Origin of the sequence: Microbacterium sp. 2FI, assembly GCF_005502885.1 — a bacterium.
Lineage (GTDB): Bacteria > Actinomycetota > Actinomycetes > Actinomycetales > Microbacteriaceae > Microbacterium.
In genome coordinates, this window is record NZ_SCMR01000004.1 from 142,680 (window position 1) to 163,779 (window position 21,100).

Consider the following 21,100-nt stretch of genomic DNA (forward strand, 5'->3'; position numbering starts at 1 on the left):
ACACTTCTGTCAACACTGTTGACAAGGGTGTTGTCGGCGACGTAGTGTCACCGACATCCAACCCAGTGCTCTCAGCGAGGAAGCGAGGCGGCGATGGCCGTTGCGGACATACTCTTCACCGGCGGACGGGTGTTCACCGGCACCGGCGAACCCCTCACGGGGGTGAGCGTCGCGGTCATCGGCGCGCGCATCGCCGCTGTCGTGCCCGACACGTCGCAGGGCGAACTGGTCGGCCCCGAGACGCGTGTCGTCGACCTCGACGGGGCGCTCCTATCGCCGGGATTCCAGGACGCCCACATCCACCCCGTCGGCGGTGGCATGGAGCTGCTGCAGTGCGACCTGAGCGAGGCGGAGGATGCTGCCGACGCGGTCGAGCGCGTCCTCCGCTATGCCGAGGCGAATCCCGACGAACCGTGGATCCTCGGCGGCGGCTGGTCGATGGACCACTTCCCCGGTGGGTCACCCGTGCGCGGGCTGCTGGACGCGGTCGTTCCCGACCGGCCCGTGATGCTGCTCAGCCGCGACCATCACAGCACGTGGGCCAACACCGCGGCGATCCGCCTCGCGGGTCTGGATGCCGCGACGCCCGACCCCGTGGACGGGCGTATCGAACGCGAAGCCGACGGGATGCCGGCGGGCACGTTCCACGAGGGCGCCGGCGACCTGTTCGCCGGAGTCCGGCCGCCGCACGACGGCGAGCTCGCCTATCGAGGCCTTCTCGCGGCGCAGGAGCGGCTCATCGCACTGGGCATCACGGGCTGGCAGGATGCCGCGGTCGGCGCGATCTCGATCATCGCCGATCCGCTCGACGCCTACCTCCGCGCGATCCGTGAGGGGAGCCTCGAGGTGCACGTCACCGGCGCGCAGTGGTGGGAGCGCGACGGCGGGCTCGAGCAGGTCGAGCACATGGTCGCCCGCCGTGACGCGATGGACGCCCTCGTGCCGGCGACGCGACTCTCGCTCGGCTCGACCAAGATCATGGTCGACGGCGTCGCCGAGAACCAGACGGCGGCGATGCTCACCCCGTACAAAGACGCCGAGGGTCACGCGACCCACAACTGCGGGCTGTCGTTCATCGATCCCGCGCTCGTCAGCGCGGCAGTCACCGCCCTTGACGCGGCCGGCATGCAGGTGCACTTCCACGCCCTCGGCGACCGGGCCGTCCGCGAGGCTCTCGATGCCGTGGAAGCGGCGCGTGCCGCGAACGGTCCGAGCGACGGGCGCCACCACCTCGCGCATCTGCAGGTGATCGATGAGACCGAGGTGCCACGCTTCGTCACCGCCGACGCCGTCGCGAACATGCAGGCGCTGTGGGCGACGCATGAGGCTCAGCTCGACGAGCTGACCCTGCCGTTCCTCCGCGACGGCGCCGAAGCGCGCCAGTATCCGTTCGGCGATCTCGCCCGTGCCGGCGTCCGCCTCGCTGCGGGGAGCGATTGGCCCGTCTCCAGCGCCGACCCGATCGCCGCGATCCACATCGCCGTGAACCGCACGTATCCGGGCAGCGCGCACGAGCCGCTCGGCGGCGCGCATCAGCGCCTCGACCTCGTCACAGCGATGACCGCCTACACCGCGGGGTCCGCCTACGTGAACCACCGTGATCACGACACCGGCCACATCCGGGAGGGCCACCTCGCGAACCTCGTCGTGCTCGCGCCCGACCCCTTCTCCGTGCCCCCGGCGGACATCCACCTCGCCGCCGTCGAATCCACCTGGATCGAGGGCCGGCTCGTCTACGACCGCAGCGCCGCCATGGAAAGGGACTTCGCATGAATCGCCCCACCGCTCTCCGGCCCCCCGCGAGGCGCTCGCTCGCCATCATCGCCGGGCTCGCGGCATCCGCTCTCGCCGTCAGCGCATGTGCGCCCGCCGAGCCGGCCGCCGGCCCTATCGAGTGGGAGCTGACCGAGCAGACCACCGCGCCGTCCGGCGACATCGACTCGTTCACCTGGGCCTCGTACGCCGAGCCGTACTCGCTCGACTACGCGTATGCGTTCGACTACGCCGACAACCAGGTGCTCGCGAACGTCTGCGAGTCGCTTCTGCGGCTGAACCCCGACTACACACTGAGCCCCGGGCTCGCCGAGTCGTGGGAGACACCGACGCCGACGACCTCGGTCTTCACGATTCGCGAGGGCGTTGCGTTCCACGACGGAACGCCGCTCACCGCGGCCGACGTCGTCGCGTCGCTCAGCCGTCACCTCGACCCGGCCGTGGGCTCGTTCTGGTACTCCGTGTATCAGAACGTCGTCTCGATCGAGCAGACGGGCGACCGCGAGGTCACCGTCACCACGGCCGTCCCCGACGTGCAGTTCTCGCTCGCGATGGGCGGCGCTGCCGGCGTGGTCGAGTCCGCGGCGACGCTCGCCGCGACCGGCGCCGACTACGGCAACTCCACGGGCGGCGTCAACTGCACCGGTCCGTTCGAGTTCGCCGACTGGAAGTCCGGCGAGTCCATCACGCTCACGCGGTTCGACGGCTACTGGGATCCCGAGCTCACCGCCCGCGCCGGTGCGGTGGAGTTCGTCTTCATGACCGATGCGAACGCGCGCGTCAACGCCCTGAAATCGGGTGATGTGGACGGATCGTGGATGATCCCGCCCGCCTCGTACCGGCAGCTGCAGGAGTCGCCGGGCGAGCTGCACTTCGGCCTCACGTCGGCCGTGTCGAGCCTTGTCGTCAGCAGCCTCGACGGCCCGCTGGGTGACCTGCGGGTCCGCCAGGCGCTGCTCATGGCGCTGGATCGCCAGGGGATCGTGGATGCTGCAGCCGAAGGCGTCGGCGCGGTGAGCGACGTGCTGACCACCGAGTCGGTGTGGGGCGCCGCGGACGACGCGGCGCGTGCGGCCGCGTTCGAGGACATCGAGGAGTACCCGTTCGATCTCGAGGCGGCGAAGGCGCTCATAGACGAGGCGGGTGCGGCCGGGGGCGAGATCGTGATCGCCACCGCGCCGCTCGGGCCGGACGTGACCATCATCGCTCAGGCGACCGCCGCCGCGGCGGAGTCCATCGGGCTCACCGCGACGATCGAGACCGTCACCCCGGGCGCGTACACGGCGCTGTTCTCCGACCCCAGCGCGCGCGAGGGCATCGACCTCTTCTATACGAACTGGTACCTGTCCAGCCCCGACCCGCTCGAGATGTACAGCGTGCTGCGCACGGGGGAGTTCAGCAACTACGGGGGCTGGAGCGACCCGGAGTTCGACGAGATCGTCACGGCGGCCAACGGCATGGCGGATGCCGCACAGCGCGCCGCGGCGACGGCTGAGGCGCAGCGGATCGCGAACGAGCAGCTGCCGTGGCTGCCGATCTACACCGCGCCCATGTCGGTCTTCGTCGGCGAGCGGATCACCGGCGTCGCGCCCTCGATCGCCTTCCTCTACTACCCGTGGGCGGCGACCATCGGCGCGCGGTAGCGCCGGTCGTCGCTTCGCGCCACACGAACGGCCGGTCATGATCGCAGCACGCCGCGTCGCGGGGAAGCTGGGCGGGCTCCTGCTCACCCTCTTCCTCGCGTCGCTCCTGGTCTTCTTCTCGCGCTTCCTGGTGCCGGGCGACCCCGTGCAGTTCCTGCTGCGCGGGCGGACCCCCAGCGCGGAGGCCGTCGCCGAGGTCACCGCGCAGTACGGGCTCGATCTGCCCCCGTGGCAGCAGTACCTGAACTGGGTCGCGGGCGTCCTCCAGGGCGACTTCGGACGTTCGCTGCAGTTCCGGCAGGACGTGACGACGGTCATCGGCGAGCGCCTGCCGGTCACGCTGATGCTCGTCGTGATGGCGGGCACGATGATCGCCGTCGTCGGCATCGCGGCGGGCGCAGTCGCAGCGATGAATCAGGGACGCGCCCTCGACCGCGCGGTGCTCATCGGACTCACGATCCTCGGGGCGATCCCCTCGTTCGTGGGCTCGATCGTCTTGATCACCGTGTTCGCGGTCCAGCTCGGGTGGTTCCCCACCTTCGGCGCGGGTGACGGATTCTTCGATCGGATCCACCATCTCGTGCTGCCGGCGACCGCCCTGGCGATCGTCTTCACGGTGCTCGTCGGCAAGGTCACGCGGTCGTCGATGGTCGAGCAGCTCGACCGCGAGCATGTCGAGGTCGCGATCAGCCGGGGCATTCGCCGCGGCACCGTCGTGCGACGGCACGCGTTCCGCAACGCGCTGTGGCCGATCCTGACCGTGAGCGGCCTGCTGGTCGCGGGGCTCCTGGTGGCGAGCTCGATCGTCGAGGCGGCTTTCGGGATCGCCGGCATCGGGTCGCTGCTCGTGCAGTCCGTCGACCGGCTCGACTTCCCCGTCGTGCAGGCGATCGTGCTGCTCATCGTCACGGCCTTCGTGCTCGTGAACGCCGTCGTCGATGTGCTGGAGCCGTGGATCGATCCGCGGACGGCCGCGGGAGGGGGTGCGCGATGACCGCCGCGTCTCCGACCCTGACGATGACCGTGCTCCGCGCTCCGCGGGCCGCGCGAGCAGACGCCGTGCTGTGGATCGCCGTGGGAGTCCTTGCCGCGTTCACGCTGGCAGCCGTGTTCGCGCCGTTCCTCGCTCCGTACGACCCCGACGCGGTCGACTTCGCAGCCGTGCACGCAGGCCCGAGTGCGGCGCATTGGCTGGGAACCGACGCGCTGGGGCGCGACATCCTGAGCCGCCTCGTCTTCGGTGCCAGAACCGCGCTCCTCGGCCCGCTGCTGGTCGTCGTGCTCTCGACGGCGCTCGGCGCGCTGCTCGGTCTCGTCGCCGGTTGGCGCGGCGGTTGGCTCGACGCCGCCCTCGCACGCGTCTTCGACGTCGTGTTCGCCTTCCCGTCGCTGCTCATCGCGATCATGGCGGTCGCGCTGTTCGGGAAAGGCCTCGTGGCGCCCGTGATCGCGATGACGATCGCCTACATCCCGTTCGTGGCGCGACTCACACGGACGCTCGTCGTTTCGGAGAAGGGTCGCCCTTACGTCTCGGCGTACCGCGTCCAGGGCTTCTCAGCGCCCTGGATCTCACTCCGGCGCGTGCTGCCGAACGTCACGCCGGTGGTCGGAGCGCAGTCCACCCTGAACTTCGGCTACGTCCTCGCCGAGCTCGCGGCGCTGTCGTTCCTCGGACTCGGAGTGCAGCCGCCGACGCCCGACTGGGGATCGATGATCAACGAGTCGCAGCCGGGGCTCGTGGGCGGCTACTTCCTGCCCGCGCTGGCACCGGCCACGGCTGTCGTGCTCGTCGTCGTCGCCGTCAACATCGTGGGCGAGGAGTTCTCCCGCCGCGTGGGAGGAAGAGTGTCATGACCCTGCTCGAGATCGAGGGCCTCGGCATCCGCCTGCCCGACGACACCGCGCTGCTCCGCGGGATCTCGCTGTCGGTGGCGTCCGGCGAGACCGTGGGGCTCGTCGGCGAGTCGGGGTCGGGAAAGTCTCTGACGGCCCGAGCGGTGCTCGGCCTCCTGCCCGATCGCGCACGCACGGACGGCTCTGTGCGCGTCGAGGGGCGTGAGGTGATCGGGGCATCGGCGCGGGAGCTGCAGGACCTCCGCCGGCATCGCGCCGCGATGGTGTTCCAGGATCCTCGTGCCGGGATCAACCCGATGCGAACGATCGGCGACCACATGACCGAGTCGCTGCGGCTGTGCGAGGGATGGTCCGCGGCGCGGGCACGGGTGCGGGCGCTGGAACTGCTCGAGGCCGTGGGCCTCCCGCGCCCCGAGGAGCACCTGCGCCAGTACCCCCACGAGTTCTCGGGCGGCATGCTCCAGCGCGTGATGATCGCCGGCGCGCTCACGAGCGACCCGCGGCTGCTGGTCTGCGACGAGCCGACGACGGCGCTCGACGTGACGACCCAGGCCGACATCATCGCCCTGCTCGGCGAGCTTCGCGCTGCACGGGGAATGGGGATGCTGTTCATCACGCACGACCTCAATCTCGCGGCATCCCTATGCGACCGCGTCGTGGTGATGCGTGCCGGTGTCGTCGTCGAGCAAGGCGACGCGACCACGGTGTTCCGGCAGCCCAAGGCCGAGTACACCCGGCGGCTCGTCGCGACGACCCCGACGCTCTCCGGCGAAGCGCCGCCGTTGCCCGCGGTATCGGATCCTGCCCATGACCGCGAGCCGCAGCTCGTCGTTCGGCACCTCTCCCAGACCTATCACCGCCGCGGCAAGCCGCCCGTCGCCGCTCTCCGCGACGTGTCGATCGAGGTCGCACCGGGCGCGGCGCTCGCCGTCGTCGGCGAATCCGGGTCGGGCAAGTCCACCCTCGCGCGCATGATCGTCGGCCTCGAGCAGCCCGACGCGGGCGACATCCGCATCGGCGGCCACGAGCGCACCACGCGGCCGACCTCGCGCGCCGCGCGCCTCGCTCACGCCCGCAGTGTGCAGATGGTGTTCCAGGACCCGTACCTGTCGCTCGACCCCCGCATCACCGCGGGACGCGCGATCGAAGACGCCTTGCGACTCCACACCTCGCTGACGACGACCGATGCCCGCGCACGCGTCCGCGGACTCCTCGAATCGGTCGGCCTCGACGAGCGCCACGCCGGAGCGCGTCCGCGCACGCTGTCCGGCGGGCAGCGCCAGCGCGTGGCGATCGCGCGGGCTCTCGCCGTGGCGCCCGACCTGCTCGTGATGGACGAGGCGACCAGTGCGCTGGACGTTTCGGTGCAGGCCCAGGTGCTCGACGTGGTCGCCGAGGTGCGGCGCGAGCGCGGGCTCACGCTGCTGTTCATCAGCCACGACCTCGCCGTGGTGAGACAGGTCTGCGACCAGACCGTCGTGATGCGCCACGGTGAGATCGTCGAGTGCGGTGCCACCGCCGAGATCCTCGTCGCACCCTCTCATCCGTACACGCGGCGACTGATCGCCTCGGTGCCGGCACCCGTCACTTGAGCTGTCCGCGCACCTCTCCGCCGGGGTACGTCGGCGTGTGGACATTGATGTAGTACCCGCGCGGATTCTCCGCGATCGCGGCGAGAAGCGCCGGATCGGCCGTCGTGCAGCCGCTGGTCTCGAATGTCGTCTCGTTCGGGACGACGATCGGGACGACCACGGGGCCGGCCACCTTGCGCGGCGCGACGTGGACGTGTGCCGCCACCGTAGGGGCGGTGAGGCCTTCGACCTCGAGCGTGTAGCAGAACTGATTCCCGGCGATGCGGTACGAGAAGAACCCGTGTGCGCCGCCCTCGGCGCCTGTGGTCTCCTGTCCGTTGTTGACGGGGATGGCCGGTGCCGCCGATGCGGCAGCGCCCCCTCCGAAAGCCAGCAGCGTGATCGCAGCCATGGCGATCGCGCCGCGAGTGGCCCTGCGCATGATCATTTCCTCACTTCCTCGTGTTCCTGCGTGATCCTGCCTATGGATCGCACGCTACGCCGCCCCGATCGACCCGACAAGGTGCCTGGCGGCCGCGAGCGCGGTATACAGGACACATGCCGGTGCGCACGCCAGACCCTGATCCCAACGAGCGCGACGACGACGGAACGCCCCGCGATCCGCTGCGGGGCGTGGGAGCGTCGTATGGATCGTCGAGCCGCCAGGTCGGCGACGGCTCGTTCGGCTCCCCGGCGCCGGAGAGCTCTGCCAACCCCGGCTGGCTCACCGACATCGAGCTCGCCGAGGCCCGCCGTCGCCTGCCGATCATCTACGTCGAGGCGATTCCGGTGCGCACCGACGGCATGGGCACGGTCACGCAGGTGGGGATCCTGCTGCGTGCGACCCCGATGGGCGAGATGACGCGCACGATCGTTTCGGGCCGGGTGCGCTACGGCGAGACGGTGCGCGATGCGCTCTTCCGACATCTCGAGAACGATCTGGGGCCGATGGCCTTCCCACTCCTGCCGCCGCAGCCGGTGCCCTTCACGGTCGCGGAGTACTTCCCGATGCCGGGGATGAGCGCGTTCCACGACGACCGTCAGCACGCGGTGTCGCTCGCGTTCGTCGTACCGGTCACCGGCACGTGCGAACCGCGACAGGATGCGCTGGAGGTCACCTGGATGGCACCGGCGGAGGCGGCATCCGATGCCCTGTCGGACGAGATGGAAGGCGGGCGGGGAACCCTCATCCGCCTCGCGCTGGCGAGCGTGGGCGCGTTGCGCTGAGACAAGTCGCACTCCCGTCGACGGATGCCGCGGCATAGGCTCGTCGGGTGAGCATCGCACCCCTGGCCTTTCCCGCCGACCTCGACGGCTGGACGAGATTCGCGACCGACCGACCCGCCGAGCGCATCGCCCGCGTGCACGAGATCGACGCGCGGCTGAAGTCCGAGCCGGGCCTGTCGACGGCCGCGCGCCTGGATCTCTGGAACGACTCCGAGATCGCCGTGCGCGAAGCGCTCAGCGAGGCGTACGTCGTGAGCGAGGCGCACCCCGAGGCAACGGTGCGCGAGATCGCCGAGGGGCAGGTGCAGGCGCTCGAGTCGCTCGCCGCGGCGCGACTGCTCGACCGCGAGCTGTGGGCGGTGTTCGCGGATGCCGACGCCGACGGCCTCGACGACGACGAGGTGCGCCTGCTCGAGCACCTCCGCCGCGACTTCCGTCGCGGCGGCGTGCAGCTCGACGACGACGGGCGGGCGCGTGTGAGCGCCCTCACCGATCGCGACACCGAGCTGTCGCTGACCTTCTCGCGCAACATCCGCGACGGCAGGCGCGAGGTCACGGTGCCGGTTTCGGGGCTCGCGGGGCTCCCACAGGACTTCCTCGACGCGCACCCGGCCGACGAGCACGGCCTCGTCACCCTCACCACCGAGTACACCGACCTCATGCCGGTTCGGGAATACGCCACCGATCGGGCGACGCGCATCGCGCTGCTGAACGCGTACAACGACCTCGCTTGGCCCGAGAACGAGGACGTTCTCGCGGAGCTGCTGGCGGTGCGCGAGGAGCGCGCGCGACTTCTCGGCTACACGGATTGGGCCGACTACGAGACCGAAACGCGCATGATCGGCGCCGGCGCCGCGATCCCGGCATTTCTCGCCCGGCTCGACGAGGCCTCGGCCGAGGCGGCCGCCGCGGAGTACCCCGTGCTGCTCGAGCGCCTGCGACGTGACGTGCCCGACGCGGCGACGGTGACGATCGCCGACTTCTGGCACGTGCTCGGCGCGATCAAGCGCGAGCAGTACGACGTCGACGCGCAGCTCGTGCGCTCGTACTTCCCGTTCGATCGCGTCGTCGACGGCGTGCTCGAGGTCACCGGCCGGCTGCTCGACGTCGAGTACGTCGCGCTGGACGCGTCTGCGTGGCACGCGGACGTCCGCTCGTTCGACGTCGTCCGCGGCGGCGAGCGCATCGGCCGCATCCATCTCGACCTCCACCCCCGCGACGGCAAGTTCAACCACGCCGCGTGCTTCCCGCTCGCCCCGGGAATCTCCGGGCGGATCCTCCCCGAGGCGGCGCTGCTGTGCAACTTCTCGCGCGGGCTCCTCGAGCACGACGAGGTCGTGACCTTCTTCCACGAGTTCGGACACCTCGTCCACGACATCTTGGGCGGCGACCAGCGCTTCGCGCGCTTCAGCGGCGTCGAGACCGAGTGGGACTTCGTCGAGGCGCCGAGTCAGCTCCTCGAGGAGTGGGCGTGGGATGCCGGCGTGCTCGCATCGTTCACCGCGAACGCCGACGGTGAGCCGATTCCGGCCGACCTCGTCGCGAAGATGCGCACCGCCGACGCCTTCGGCCGTGCGCTCGAGGTGCGCCGTCAACTCGGCCACGCGAATGTGTCCTACCACCTGCACGTGGACCGCCCGGAAGAACTCCAGGCGGTGACCGAGTCGCTCTATGCGGGGTCGAGTCCCGTGCAGCCGCTGCCGGGCCTTCACCCCTACGCCGGGTTCGGGCACCTCACCGGCTACGGCGCGTGCTACTACACGTACCAGTGGAGTCTCGTGATCGCGCGCGACCTGCTCACCGGCTTCTCCGAGGGCCTCATGGATGCCGCGGCGGCACGCCGCTACCGCACCGAAGTCCTCGAGCGGGGCGGCTCGAAGGACGCGACCGAACTGGTCGAGGCCTTCCTCGGGCGGCCCTACGCGTTCGACGCGTATCGGGAGTGGCTCGCGGGCGCGTGATGCCTGTGGAACACGGGTTCTGAGCACCCAGGTCGGACGGGTATCCTTCGCTGTACCCGAAGCGCAGACACCTGCGCAGCATCCCCCCGATGTCGTCGAGGGTGACGCTCGTCCTGCTGTTCCACACCGCCGATAACCCGCCGTCGGTGTGACAGGCACCTGAGCGCGCGCCCGCGCGCGCGAGAGAGCGCGCCGACACGAAAGACCCCAGAAAGCGAAGACGCCATGTCTGATCACGCAGCTCCCGCCCGCGGCGATTCCGCCGGCGACCCGACGCCCTTCGACCGCCTCCTCGGCGATGCCGTGGTCACCTCGACCGGAGCGGCGTTCACAACCGCGTTCCGCGGGTACGACAAGGACGAGGTCGACGCCGCGATGGTCGGCGTCAACGCCCGCGTGCGCGCCGCGACCGAGCAGGTGGCGATCCTGAAGCAGGACCAGCGACGTGCCGTCGCGGCGGCAGAGCAGAGTCGCGAGAAGGCGGCGCGTCTCGAAGAGGAGCTCGCCACCGCGACCGCGCAGCGCCGTGAGGCCGTGCAGCGGCTGAAGGCGCAGCTCGAAGCCGCCGAGCAGACCGAGGCGACCGTCGGCGACGCCGTCGCTCAGAGCCGCGACGAGGTCGAGCGGCTCGAAGCCGAGCTCGCCGCCACGCGCGCGCGGGCCGAGCACGCAGAGCTGCGCGTCGACGCGCTCACCGAGGAGCTCGTCGGCACCGAGGGTGAGACGCCCAACCGCCACCAGTTCGAAGAGGTGCTGCGGGTCGCCGAGGAGCAGGCGAGCGTGCTGCTGCGCAACGCCACCGTGCAGGGAGACCGACTGCTCGAGGCGGCGCGCGAAGAGATCGAGAACCGCCGCAAGGACGCGCGGGCCGAGGCCGAGGGCATCGTCGCCCACGCGCACCACGACGCCGCTCAGGCGCGCCTGCGCATCGAGACCGAGCTGACCGCGCACGAGACCCGCATCGAGCGCGAGAGCGCCCACGCCACCGAGAAGGTGTCGCAGGCCGAGCGCGAGGCGGCCGCGATCCGCTCAGAGGCCGAGAAGGGCGCCGCGGCGCTGCGCTCACTGGTCGCGCGCGAGACGGCCGAGATGCGCACCGAGGCCGAAGACGCAGTGCGCGAGCTGCGCGTGCGCGCGCTCGAGTTCGAGGAGTCGCTGACCCGTCGTCAGGACGACGCGCAGCAGGAGTTCCTGGTGCTGCACAACCAGGCCGTCGCCCACGCCGAGCGCATCACGCAGGACGCCAACGAGCAGGTCGCAGCCTCCCTTGAGCACTCGCAGCGGGTCGCCGCGAAGGCCGACGACTTCGAGCGGCTCATGCGCGCGCAGGCGGCGCAGATCGAGGCGCAGGCCCAGGTCCGGGTGCGCGAGCAGCTCGATCAGGCGCGCGTGAAGGCCCAGAAGATCATCGACATGGTCACGACGCACTCGCAGGCGGTGCTGCGGGATGCCGAGGACCGCACGCGTCAGCTGCGCTGGCAGCAGCACCAGCTGACGAGCTTCATGGCCGAGGTCAAGGAGCTCATCCGCCCCGACGTGCCGTTCGCGCCCGAAGACGCGGCGCCCGCCGGTGACGCGCTCGAGGGCGAAGCACCAGCCGACGTCGAGAGCATCGAGGAAGCGGGGCCGGTCGAGGTCGCCGTCGAGGTCGCCGACGTGGATGCCGAGCTGGCGGAACTCGTCGAGCAGAGCTCGGGCGACGCCGCGGGCGAAGACCTGGAGCGCGCCGAGTCCTGACTCGCGCTCGCTACCGGCGCAGGAGAAGTGCGGTTCGACAGGAGCTTCCCGCGCGGAAGCCTCCTGTAGAGCCGCACTTCTCCTGCTGAGGAGACCTGACTAGCGGCTGGTCTCCTGCGCGATCGCGGCGATGAACGCGTCGATGTCGGCCTCGGTCGTGTCGAACGAGCACATCCAGCGCACCTCATTGCGCGCGGCATCCCAGTCGTAGAAGCGGAACGATTCGCGCAGGCGGTCGGCGACGCCGTCGGGAACGGTGGCGAACACGCCGTTCGACTGCGTCTGCTGCGTGAAGGCGACGCCCTGGATCGAGCCGTCTGCGATGCCGGCCTCCACGCCTGCGCGCAGGCGCCGGGCCATCGCGTTGGAGTGCGAGGCGTTGCGCAGCCACAGGTCGCCCTCGAGCAGCGCGATCAGCTGCGCCGAGACGAAGCGCATCTTCGACGACAGCTGCATGTCGAGCTTGCGCAGGAACGTGAGGCCGGCCGAAGCCTCGGGGTTCAGCACCACGATCGCCTCGCCGAGCATCGCGCCGTTCTTGGTGCCGCCGAAGCTCAGCACGTCGACGCCGACGTCGCGCGTGAAGGCCCGGAGCGGCATTCCGAGCGATGCGGCGGCGTTCGAGATGCGCGCGCCGTCCATGTGCAGGCGCATGCCGTGGCCGTGGACGTGGTCGGCGATGGTGCGGAGCTCGTCGACGCTGTAGAGCGTGCCGAGCTCGGTCGACTGCGTCAGCGAGACGACGAGCGGCTGGGCGCGGTGCTCGTCGCCCCATCCCCACGCCTCGCGGTCGATGAGCTCGGGGGTCAGTTTGCCGTCGTCGGTCGGGACGTTGAGGATCTTGATACCGCCCACGCGCTCGGGGGCGCCGCCCTCGTCGACGTTGATGTGGGCGGTGGATGCTGCGATCACCGCGCCCCAGCGGGGGAGCATCGACTGCAGCCCCACGACGTTCGCACCGGTGCCGTTGAAGACCGGGAAGGCCTCGACGCCCTCGCCGAAGTGGTGGGCGAAGACCTGCTGCAGGCGCTCGGTGTAGGCGTCCTCGCCATAGGCGACCTGGTGCCCGTCATTCGCCGCAGCGATGGCGGCGAGAACCTCGGGGTGGATGCCGGAGTAGTTGTCGGACGCGAAGCCGCGGATGTTCGGGTCGTGGATCGTGGTCACGAGTGTCCAATCTAGTTCGTCGGGCGTTCGGGATTCAGTCCGCTTGTCTCGCCGGGTTGCGCGCCGCCGCGCGTCTGCGCGACCGTGCGCTCTCCCCCGAGGTGCCGAGACTGAATGCTGAACGTCAGAGGTCGATGATCTGGTCGTTCACGTCGGCGGCCGGAGAGTCCCACAGCCCCGCGAAGGTTTCCGCGAGCGTGGTCTCCTGCCCCGCGAGGCTCTTCACGCGGAAGACGACTGCGGCCGCGGCGAGTGGTGTGCCGGCATCCCGTGCGGCCTTCGCGAACCCCTGCGCGGCTGCTCGCGTCCAAGCCTCACTCGCGGCCTTCACCGCCGCATAGTTGGCGCCGCCGGCGAGCGGGCGGGCGACGGCCGTCGACGAGACGAGGGCGAGGCGACCGGCATCCGACTCTCGAAGGTCGTCGTCGAAAGCGCGACTGACGTTGCGGAGGGCGGTGAGCGACTGCGCGAGGAAGCGGTAGTCTGCCTCGGACTGACCCGCGAGACCGCCGCCGCCGCGCCACCCGCCGACGAGGTGCAGGATGCCGTCGACGTGACCCTCGGCCGCGTGCACGCGCACGGCGAGGGCGGCGACAGCGGCTTCATCCGTCAGGTCGCACACTTCCAGTCGCACAGCCGGTCGTCCTTCGGCATGCAGCCGGTCGTTGAGCGAGCGGAGCGAGACGAATCGCGCTTCATCGCGCCCGACCGCGACCACGCGCGCCCCGGCCGCGCTCAGCACCTGCGCCGCCGCGAGCCCGCTGGCGCTCGTCGCGCCCGCCAGCACGACGACGCGCCCCGTGACGCTCATGCGCCGGTGATGCCCGCGGTCGACTCGATCACCGGGCGCATCTTCTTCTCGAGCGCCTCGAAGAACATCGAGAGGGGGAACTCGTCGTCCATGACCGCGTCGGTATATCCCTTCGGCGGGCCCGCGAGCACCTCGCGATCGAGACCCTGCGCCCACAGCGACGCCGGGTTCGGCGTGAGGGTGGCGCGCACGAGGTCGTACGCGGCGAGCCAGTGCGCCGTCTTCGGGCGGTCGATCGAGCGCCAGTAGAGCTGGTCGATCGCGTCGCTGAGCTCGACGACCGCGGCCGGAACGTTCTGCCAGTCGAAGGCGAGCGAGGTGTCGGTCCAGTGCAGGACGCCCCGCTGGTGCAGCCACGCGAACAGCAGCTGCCCGCCGACGGCGTCGTAGTTGCGCACGCGCGTGCCGGTGATCGCGAAGCGGAAGATGCGGTCGAAGATCACCGCGTACTGCACGAGCTGCGCCTGCTTGAGGGTCTCGGACTGGAGTTCGTCGAGCGCAACGCCGATCGAGAAGGGCTCCATCAGATCGCGCTCGAGCGCCACGCACTCGCGGAACGCCGTGAGGTCGCAGCGCAGCTCCTCGAGCGAGTAGAGGAAGTACGGCATCCGCTGCTTGATCATGAAGGGGTCGAACGGCAGGTCGCCGCGCATGTGGGTGCGATCGTGGATGAGGTCCCACATCACGAACGTCTTCTCGGTGAGCTCCTGGTCGTCGAGCATCTGCTCGGCCCAGTCGGGCAGCTCGAGTTTGGTGATCTCGGCTGCTGCGCGGACGACGCGACGGTAGCGCGCGGCCTCGCGGTCCTGGAAGATCGCGCCCCACGTGAAGGTGGGGATCTCGCGCATCGCGACCGTCTCGGGGAAGAGCACGGCGGAGTTCGTGTCGTAGCCGGGCGTGAAGTCGATGAGACGCAGCGAGACGAACAGCCGGTTCGTGTACTGCTTCTCGAGCTCGGCGATGAACTCCGGCCAGATGCCCTCGACGATCAGCGCCTCGACGTAGCGGTTCGACGACCCGTTCTGCGTGTACATCGGGAAGACGACGAGATGACGGATGCCGTCGATGCGGTGCTGCTGCGGCTGGAAGGCCACGAGCGAGTCGTAGAAGTCGGGGATGCCGAAGCCGGCATCGCTCCACCGCTCGAAGTCGTGGGCGGACGCCGCGAGGTACTCGGCATCGTGCGGGAACCGGGCGGAGAGTTCGCGGATCGCTTCGACGATGGTCTCGACGGCCGTGCGCGCGTCAGCGTGGTCGGCGGCCTCGGGCACCGAGCCGTCCTGCGCCTGGATCGCCTGCAGGGCGATGGCGGCGTCCTTCAGGCGGAGCCAGGCGCCGGTCTGCTCGACGGGGTCGCCCGCGACGACCGTGTGCGCGGTGGGGGCGGCGGCGTTGAGGGCCATGGCTGTCCTTCGATCTTCGAGTGCGGTTTCGTTGTCGATTGTAGAGAATCTCCGCTCGTGACTCGAACTGACAGGAAAGTTTCCTGTTTGCGGGTCCGAGCCCTGGTAGCGTCGACGCCATGGCTCAGATGGACGATGAAACCGATGCTGCGATCGTGCGGGAGGTCGCGCTGAACGCCCGCGCCACTCTCGCCGAGCTCTCGGCGGCTGTCGGCCTGTCGGTCTCGGCGGTGCAGTCGCGGCTGCGTCGCCTCGAGACGCGCGGGGTGATCACGGGATACCGTGCGGTGCTCGACGCCGAGGCCGTGGGCAAGCCCCTCGCCGCCTTCATCGAGATCACGCCGCTCGACCCCGCCCAGCCCGACAACGCGCCCGAGATGCTCGAGCACCTCGCCGAGATCGAGGCATGCCACTCGACCGCCGGCGACGCGAGCTACATGCTGTTCGTGCGGGTCGGTTCGCCGCGTCGACTCGAGGGCCTCATCCGCGACATCCGGATCGCCGCCTCGGTCAACACGCGCACGACCGTCGTGCTCCAGACGTTCTACGAGAATCGCCCGCTGCTCCCCGCGTGATCTGCCGGGGCGTGCCGGTCAGGCGCGCGGGCGCGGGTAGCCTTCGAGAGTGACGGGGGAGACGGGCGCGCCGCAGAGCGCGACGACAGGCGAGGGCGTGTTCATCGTGCGCAACCCCGGCTCGGGCGCGTCGGTGATCCGCAGCGATCCCGCCGACACGTTCGCCGAGCGCCTGCCCGACGCGATCGTGCACGAACTCGCCGACGACGAGGACCTCGGCGACGTGGTCACGAAGGCGATGGATGCCGACCCGGCACCGGTCGTGCTCGGGGTGTACGGCGGCGACGGCTCGGTCTCGCGCATGGCGCACCTCGCCCGGACGTTCGACCGGCCGCTGCTCGCGATGCCCGGCGGCACGTTCAATCATTTCGCCCGCGCGCTCGGGATCGACGACGTCGACACCGCGATCGACGCACTGCAGCGCGGATCGACGATCGCCGTCGGGGTCGCCGAGGTCGCATCCGACGACGACGAACCGATCACCGTGCTCAACGCCGTCTCGGTCGGCACCTACCCCGAGGTCATCGACGAGCGCGAGCGCCGCGGACACCTCGGCAAATGGATCGGCGGTGTCGTCGCCGCATGGACCGCGCTGCGCAGCACCGAGCCCCTCACGATCGTGCAGGGCGGCCGCCGCGCACAGGTGTGGTCGGTGTTCATCAGCGTCGGACGCAACACCCCCGGCCAGGTCGCGACCATGCAGCGGGGAGACGTCGACGGCGGCGTGCTCGACGTGCGCATCCACCACGCGCGCGGCAGCCGGGCGCGCTCGGTCGCCGCGCTCGTCTTCGGCCGGCGCGCCGCCGCGGTCCTCCGCGCCGTCCGGCTGATGCCGCCCGAGTCCGACGTCGAGCGGTCCGTCGTGCGCGAGATCAGCCTGCAGGTGCGACCGCGGGCGGGGCGCCCGTCGGTCTACGTGCACGACGGCGAGCTCGTCGAGCGCGACGCCGCGGGCTTCACGCTGCGGTGCGTCGCCGTGCCTGCGGGGCTCGAGGTCTTCGCGCCGGAGCCCGACAGCATCCCCTGATCCCCGCTCCTGCACCGCCCCGGTTCGCGAGTGCACGACCTACCCGCGAGTGCACGACTTACCGCGGTCGGTAAGCCGCGCTTTGGACGGGATGCCGTGCACTCGACGAACCTGGCAGGGAGATCTCGATACGCGCTGGCGCGCTGCTCAATCGTGCTGGGGGAAGCCCAGGTTCAGACCGCCGTGCGACGGGTCGAGCCACCGGCTCGTGATCGCCTTCTCAGCCGTGAAGAACTCAAACCCGTGGGGGCCGTAGGCCTTCGCATCGCCGAAGAGTGAGGCCTTCCAGCCGCCGAACGAGTGGTACGCGACCGGCACCGGGATCGGCACGTTGATGCCGATCATGCCGACCTGCGCCTCGCGCTGGAAGCGCCGTGCGGCGCCGCCGTCGTTCGTGAAGATCGCGGTGCCGTTGCCGTACAGGCTCGAGTTGATGATGCCGAGGCCGTCTTCATACCCCTCGACGCGTACGACCGAGAGCACCGGTCCGAAGATCTCGTCCGTGTACACCGTCGACGATGTCGGCACGTTGTCGATCAGGGTGGGTCCGAGCCAGAAGCCGTTCGGGTCGCCGTCGATCTCGACGTCGCGCCCGTCGACGACGACCGAGGCCCCGTCGGCCGCAGCCACGTCGAGGTACGAGGTCACCTTGTCGCGGTGGACGCCGGTGATGAGCGGCCCCATGTCGCAGCCGCGCATGCCGTCGCCGGTGCGCAGCGTCGCCATGCGCTCCGACACCTTCTGCACGAAGGCATCCGCGATCGTGTCGACGGCGAGCACCACCGAGATCGCCATGCAGCGCTCACCGGCCGAGCCGAAGCCGGCGTTGACGGCGGCGTCGGCGGCGAGGTCGAGGTCGGCATCCGGAAGCACCAGCATGTGGTTCTTCGCACCGCCGAGCGCCTGCACGCGCTTGCCCGCGCGCGTAGCGTTCTCGTAGACGTACTTCGCGATCGGGGTCGAGCCCACGAACGAGATCGCCCGCACGTCGGGGTGCTCCAGCAGTGCGTCGACCGACTCCTTGTCACCGTGCACGACGTTGAGGACGCCGTCAGGCAGGCCGGCCTCGGTCAGGAGGGCGGCCATCCAGTTCGCCGCCGTCGGGTCCTTCTCAGAGGGCTTGAGGATCACGGCGTTGCCCGCTGCGAGCGCGATCGAGAAGAACCACAGCGGCACCATCGCCGGGAAGTTGAAGGGACTGATGATGCCGACGACGCCGAGCGGCTGACGCAGCGTGTAGACGTCGATGCCGGTCGAGACGTTCTCGGAGTACGCGCCCTTGGTGAGGTGCCCGAGCCCGCACGCGAACTCGACGACCTCCATGCCGCGCGCGATCTCGCCGTGCGCGTCGGCGAGCACCTTGCCGTGCTCGGCGGTGAGGATCTCGGCGAGCTCGCCCTTGCGGGCGTTCAGCAGCTCGCGGAACGCGAACATCACGGTCTGTCGCTTGGCGATCGACGCGTCGCGCCACTGCGCCCACGCCGCGCTCGCGACATCCACGACATCGCCGACATCGGATGCCGAGGCCAGCCGCACCTCTTTCTGCACGGTTCCGAGGGCGGGGTTGAACACCGGCGCGGTGCGCTCGGATGCCCCGGCCCAGGTGGTGCCGGAGACCCAGTGGTCGAGGATCGTCGTCGCAGCCCGGTCGGTCCGCTCCATGGTCGTGGTGTCGGTCATCGTGTTCCTGCCCTTCATTGGGAAGCCCTCCTCGTGAGAGGACGCAGCACGCGTCAGAAGAGGTCTTCTTCGACGCTCGTCAAGGCTTCATCGTAGATCGTCATTGCCTGGGAGACCTCGTCGTCGGTGACGACGCAGGGCGGCACGACGTGGATCCGGTTGTCGGCTGCGAAGGGCATGAGCCCCCGCGCGGTGAGTTCGGTCTTGAGCTTTCCGATGACATCCGCGCCGACGGGTTCGCGCGTCTCGCGGTCTGTGACGAGCTCCATCGCCCAGAACACGCCTTCGCCGCGCACCTCGCCGATGAGCGGGTGCTTGTCGGCGAGCGACCGCAGCCCCGGGCCGATGCGCTCGGCGCCGATGCGGCGGGCATGCTCGACGATGCCCTCATCCTGCATGGCGTCGATCGAGGCGATGATGGATGCCGCGGCCAGCGGATGCCCCGAGTAGGTGAGCCCGCCCGGGAAGACCCGGTCGTCGAACGTCGCCGAGATCGCGTCGGAGATGATCACGCCGCCGACCGGCACGTAGCCGGAGTTCACGCCCTTGGCGAAGGTGATGAGGTCGGGGACCACGTCGTACCCCTCGAACGCGAACCAGCGGCCGGTGCGCCCGAAGCCGCACATGACCTCGTCGAGGATCAGGATGATGCCGTACCGGTCGCAGAGCGCCCGGACGCCGGCGAGATAGCCGGGCGGTGGCAGCAGGATGCCGGCGGTGCCGGGCACCGACTCGAGCAGGATCGCGGCAATCGTCGTCGGGCCTTCGGACTGGATGACCCGCTCGAGGTGGTGAAGAGCGCGGGCCGATTCCTCTTCGGGCGTCGTCGCCCAGAACTCGCTTCGGTAGAGGTAGGGCCCGAAGAAGTGCGCGTGGCCGCGGGCGTAGCGGTTCGGCATCCGTCGCCAATCGCCCGTCGCGACGATCGCCGCCCCCGTGTTGCCGTGGTACGAGCGATAGGTCGAGAGCACCGTGTCGCGCCCGGTGTGGAGGCGGGCCATGCGGATGGCGTTCTCGTTCGCGTCGGCGCCGCCGTTGGTGAAGAACACCTTGGTGAACCCGTCCGGCGCCTTCGACAGGATGCGCTCGGCCGCCTGCCCGCGCGTGAGGTTCGCGGTGGCGGGACCGATGGTCGCGAGCTCGCCCGCCTGCTGCTGGATCGCCGCGACGACCGCCGGATGCTGATGGCCGATGTTCACGTTCACCAGCTGGCTCGCGAAATCCAGCATCCGGTTGCCGGCGTGATCCCACACGACGCTGCCGAGTCCGCCCGCGATCACGGGCAGGTCGAGACCCGCCTGCGCTGACCAGGAGTGGAACACATGCTCGCGGTCGAGCGCCTTCGCGAGTGCGTCCGGGTCTGGTGTGGTCATGACCGACTCCCTTCGGTGAGGCGCTCCCCACCCGCAACGTTCGTCGCTCGGCGACCGGGGGTCAACAGGCAACCCGGCCGCCGAGCGAGCGATGCGAGACGAATCGTCCGGCGGCTAGTTGCCGCCCTCCTGCAATTCGACCTCGATCGGGGTGAACCCGTCGCCCGTGAGGTCGATGCCGTCGGCCTCGAGCTCGTCCAGTGCCTGCTGGATGTACTCGTTCGACCACGCCGACGCCGGAGGCTCCTCGGTGATCAGGTGCGCGCCGGTCTCGTTGACGGCGGCGAGAGCCCCGTCGACCGTCTGCTGCCACGCGGCCTCGTCGATGATGCCGATGCCGTCGGGCGAGGGCCAGATCAGCTTGTTGATCTCGTTCATCATCCACAGCTCGTGGCTCGGTCCCCACGCAGAGCCGTTCGCGAGGGTGATCTCGGCGGCCTCCTCGGGGTTGTCGCGGGCGAACGCCCAGCCCTTGACGACGGCCTTCAGGAACGCGACCGTCGTCTCGGCGTACTCCTCGTCGCTCTCGAGCCGCGCGGTGTCGGCCCAGATCGCGTCCTGCAGCATCGCGCCGACGGTGTCCTGGTAGCTGATGACGTTGAAGTCGTCGGGCTGGTACAGCTCGCCGGTGTCGGGGTTCGGCGTCTCGAGCAGCTGCGCGTACTCGTTGTAGGTCATCGCCTGGGCCGCGTCGATGTCACCCTGCAGGAAGGCGTTCATGTTGAAGTCCTGCGTGATGATCTGCACGGTCGACGAGTCGAGGCCTTCCGCGGCCATCGCCGCGAAGATCTCCCACTCGTTGCCGAAGCCCCACGAGCCGATCGTCTTGCCCTCGAAGTCGGCCACCGATTCGATCCCGGAGTCCGCCCACGACACCTGGAGGGTGCCCGAGCGCTGGAAGATCTGCGCGATGTCGGTGAGGTTGGCGCCGGCCTCGATCGACCCGAGCACCTTCGGCACCCACGCGATGGCGTAGTCGACGTCGCCGTTGGCGAGCGCGTCCTGCGGCACGATGTCGCCGCCGGACGGGATGATCTCGACCTCCAGGCCCTCCTCTTCGAAGAAGCCCTGGTCGATCGCCGCGAAGTAGCCGGCGAACTGAGCCTGGGGGAGCCATTGGAGCTGGAGCTTCACCGGGGTGAGCTCACCGGCTTCGGGTTCGCCGCTCTCGTCGGGAGAAGCGTCGCCGCCGGAGCATCCGGCGAGCAGAAGCGCGGTCGACAGGGCGAACGCGCCTGTCGCGAGCGCGCGACGTGTGCTGTGTCTCATGTCGTTCCTTTCAGTCCCCTCGCGGGGTT

17 protein-coding genes are annotated in these 21,100 nt (G+C 70.1%); 10 read left to right on the top strand and 7 right to left on the bottom strand.

Annotated features, from left to right (window positions below):
• Positions 1–93: 93 nt before the first annotated feature.
• From FFS15_RS05940 to FFS15_RS05960, 5 genes are read left to right on the top strand one after another with little or no spacing between them, the layout of a single operon-like run.
• Positions 94–1,773 carry an amidohydrolase gene (locus FFS15_RS05940; RefSeq protein ID WP_137844087.1) on the top strand — a complete coding sequence of 560 codons (1,680 nt, stop codon included), beginning with the start codon at positions 94–96 and terminating at the stop codon, positions 1,771–1,773.
• Positions 1,770–3,416 (top strand): ABC transporter substrate-binding protein, encoded by a 1,647-nt coding sequence (locus FFS15_RS05945; RefSeq protein ID WP_137844088.1) that lies wholly within the window; start codon positions 1,770–1,772, stop codon positions 3,414–3,416. Before FFS15_RS05940 ends, FFS15_RS05945 begins: the two co-directional genes overlap by 4 nt.
• Before the next feature lie 37 nt (positions 3,417–3,453).
• Complete coding sequence (locus tag FFS15_RS05950; RefSeq protein ID WP_137844089.1) at positions 3,454–4,410, top strand: ABC transporter permease; 957 nt, start codon at positions 3,454–3,456, stop codon at positions 4,408–4,410.
• The gene (locus FFS15_RS05955) at positions 4,407–5,270 is read left to right on the top strand and encodes an ABC transporter permease (protein WP_249353775.1); all 864 of its coding nucleotides are present in this window, start codon (positions 4,407–4,409) and stop codon (positions 5,268–5,270) included. The genes FFS15_RS05950 and FFS15_RS05955 overlap by 4 nt, the downstream gene beginning before the upstream one ends.
• The gene (locus FFS15_RS05960) at positions 5,267–6,862 is read left to right on the top strand and encodes an ABC transporter ATP-binding protein (protein WP_137844090.1); all 1,596 of its coding nucleotides are present in this window, start codon (positions 5,267–5,269) and stop codon (positions 6,860–6,862) included. Before FFS15_RS05955 ends, FFS15_RS05960 begins: the two co-directional genes overlap by 4 nt.
• Here the strand turns inward: FFS15_RS05960 and FFS15_RS05965 are convergent.
• Complete coding sequence (locus tag FFS15_RS05965) at positions 6,855–7,283, bottom strand: CHRD domain-containing protein (protein ID WP_137844091.1); 429 nt, start codon at positions 7,281–7,283, stop codon at positions 6,855–6,857. The two genes, FFS15_RS05960 and FFS15_RS05965, sit on opposite strands and share 8 nt — an antisense overlap.
• A 116-nt stretch (positions 7,284–7,399) precedes the next feature.
• Here FFS15_RS05965 and FFS15_RS05970 point away from each other — a divergent pair, with 116 nt between their 5' ends.
• The 3 genes from FFS15_RS05970 (at position 7,400) to FFS15_RS05980 (ending at position 11,766) form a co-directional block, all read left to right on the top strand.
• Positions 7,400–8,068 carry an NUDIX hydrolase family protein gene (locus FFS15_RS05970; protein WP_137844092.1) on the top strand — a complete coding sequence of 223 codons (669 nt, stop codon included), beginning with the start codon at positions 7,400–7,402 and terminating at the stop codon, positions 8,066–8,068.
• A 47-nt stretch (positions 8,069–8,115) separates the two neighbouring features.
• Complete coding sequence (locus tag FFS15_RS05975) at positions 8,116–10,029, top strand: M3 family metallopeptidase (RefSeq protein ID WP_137844093.1); 1,914 nt, start codon at positions 8,116–8,118, stop codon at positions 10,027–10,029.
• A gap of 225 nt (positions 10,030–10,254) precedes the next feature.
• Positions 10,255–11,766, top strand: a complete 1,512-nt coding sequence (locus tag FFS15_RS05980; RefSeq protein ID WP_137844094.1) for a DivIVA domain-containing protein — start codon at positions 10,255–10,257, stop codon at positions 11,764–11,766.
• Positions 11,767–11,865: 99 nt separating this feature from the next.
• Here the strand turns inward: FFS15_RS05980 and FFS15_RS05985 are convergent, their stop codons facing one another.
• The 3 genes from FFS15_RS05985 to FFS15_RS05995 form a co-directional block, all read right to left on the bottom strand.
• Positions 11,866–12,933: a low specificity L-threonine aldolase gene (locus FFS15_RS05985; protein WP_137844095.1), complete on the bottom strand. Its 1,068-nt coding sequence runs from the start codon at positions 12,931–12,933 to the stop codon at positions 11,866–11,868.
• A gap of 124 nt (positions 12,934–13,057) precedes the next feature.
• Complete coding sequence (locus FFS15_RS05990; RefSeq protein ID WP_137844096.1) at positions 13,058–13,744, bottom strand: SDR family NAD(P)-dependent oxidoreductase; 687 nt, start codon at positions 13,742–13,744, stop codon at positions 13,058–13,060.
• Complete coding sequence (locus tag FFS15_RS05995) at positions 13,741–15,147, bottom strand: DUF6421 family protein (RefSeq protein WP_137844097.1); 1,407 nt, start codon at positions 15,145–15,147, stop codon at positions 13,741–13,743. Before FFS15_RS05995 ends, FFS15_RS05990 begins: the two co-directional genes overlap by 4 nt.
• A gap of 128 nt (positions 15,148–15,275) precedes the next feature.
• Between FFS15_RS05995 and FFS15_RS06000 the strand changes: the two genes are divergently transcribed.
• On the top strand, positions 15,276–15,722 hold the full coding sequence (locus FFS15_RS06000; RefSeq protein WP_137844147.1) for an Lrp/AsnC family transcriptional regulator: 447 nt from the start codon (positions 15,276–15,278) through the stop codon (positions 15,720–15,722).
• Positions 15,723–15,771: 49 nt separating this feature from the next.
• A complete protein-coding gene (locus FFS15_RS06005; protein WP_249353777.1) occupies positions 15,772–16,749 on the top strand; it encodes a diacylglycerol kinase family protein in 978 nt (325 codons plus the stop codon).
• A gap of 147 nt (positions 16,750–16,896) precedes the next feature.
• Here the strand turns inward: FFS15_RS06005 and FFS15_RS06010 are convergent, their stop codons facing one another.
• The 3 genes from FFS15_RS06010 to FFS15_RS06020 all read right to left on the bottom strand — a co-directional run bounded on the left by FFS15_RS06010 (position 16,897) and on the right by FFS15_RS06020 (position 21,071).
• Positions 16,897–18,429 (bottom strand): CoA-acylating methylmalonate-semialdehyde dehydrogenase, encoded by a 1,533-nt coding sequence (locus tag FFS15_RS06010; RefSeq protein WP_137844098.1) that lies wholly within the window; start codon positions 18,427–18,429, stop codon positions 16,897–16,899.
• A 53-nt stretch (positions 18,430–18,482) separates the two neighbouring features.
• A complete protein-coding gene (locus tag FFS15_RS06015) occupies positions 18,483–19,802 on the bottom strand; it encodes an aspartate aminotransferase family protein (protein WP_137844099.1) in 1,320 nt (439 codons plus the stop codon).
• A 114-nt stretch (positions 19,803–19,916) separates the two neighbouring features.
• A complete protein-coding gene (locus FFS15_RS06020) occupies positions 19,917–21,071 on the bottom strand; it encodes an ABC transporter substrate-binding protein (protein WP_137844100.1) in 1,155 nt (384 codons plus the stop codon).
• Positions 21,072–21,100: the final 29 nt, after the last annotated feature.

Bases quoted from the DNA above. Each gene is read 5' to 3' on its own strand.
- FFS15_RS05955 (WP_249353775.1), top strand. From the start codon at position 4,407: ATGACCGCCGCGTCTCCGACCCTGACGATGACCGTGCTCCGCGCTCCG.
- FFS15_RS05970 (WP_137844092.1), top strand. From the start codon at position 7,400: ATGCCGGTGCGCACGCCAGACCCTGATCCCAACGAGCGCGACGACGAC.
- FFS15_RS05940 (WP_137844087.1), top strand. From the start codon at position 94: ATGGCCGTTGCGGACATACTCTTCACCGGCGGACGGGTGTTCACCGGC.
- FFS15_RS05950 (WP_137844089.1), top strand. From the start codon at position 3,454: ATGATCGCAGCACGCCGCGTCGCGGGGAAGCTGGGCGGGCTCCTGCTC.
- FFS15_RS05990 (WP_137844096.1), bottom strand. From the start codon at position 13,744: ATGAGCGTCACGGGGCGCGTCGTCGTGCTGGCGGGCGCGACGAGCGCC.
- FFS15_RS06000 (WP_137844147.1), top strand. From the start codon at position 15,276: ATGGACGATGAAACCGATGCTGCGATCGTGCGGGAGGTCGCGCTGAAC.
- FFS15_RS05945 (WP_137844088.1), top strand. From the start codon at position 1,770: ATGAATCGCCCCACCGCTCTCCGGCCCCCCGCGAGGCGCTCGCTCGCC.
- FFS15_RS06020 (WP_137844100.1), bottom strand. From the start codon at position 21,071: ATGAGACACAGCACACGTCGCGCGCTCGCGACAGGCGCGTTCGCCCTG.
- FFS15_RS05980 (WP_137844094.1), top strand. From the start codon at position 10,255: ATGTCTGATCACGCAGCTCCCGCCCGCGGCGATTCCGCCGGCGACCCG.
- FFS15_RS05995 (WP_137844097.1), bottom strand. From the start codon at position 15,147: ATGGCCCTCAACGCCGCCGCCCCCACCGCGCACACGGTCGTCGCGGGC.
- FFS15_RS06010 (WP_137844098.1), bottom strand. From the start codon at position 18,429: ATGACCGACACCACGACCATGGAGCGGACCGACCGGGCTGCGACGACG.
- FFS15_RS05965 (WP_137844091.1), bottom strand. From the start codon at position 7,283: ATGCGCAGGGCCACTCGCGGCGCGATCGCCATGGCTGCGATCACGCTG.
- FFS15_RS05960 (WP_137844090.1), top strand. From the start codon at position 5,267: ATGACCCTGCTCGAGATCGAGGGCCTCGGCATCCGCCTGCCCGACGAC.
- FFS15_RS06015 (WP_137844099.1), bottom strand. From the start codon at position 19,802: ATGACCACACCAGACCCGGACGCACTCGCGAAGGCGCTCGACCGCGAG.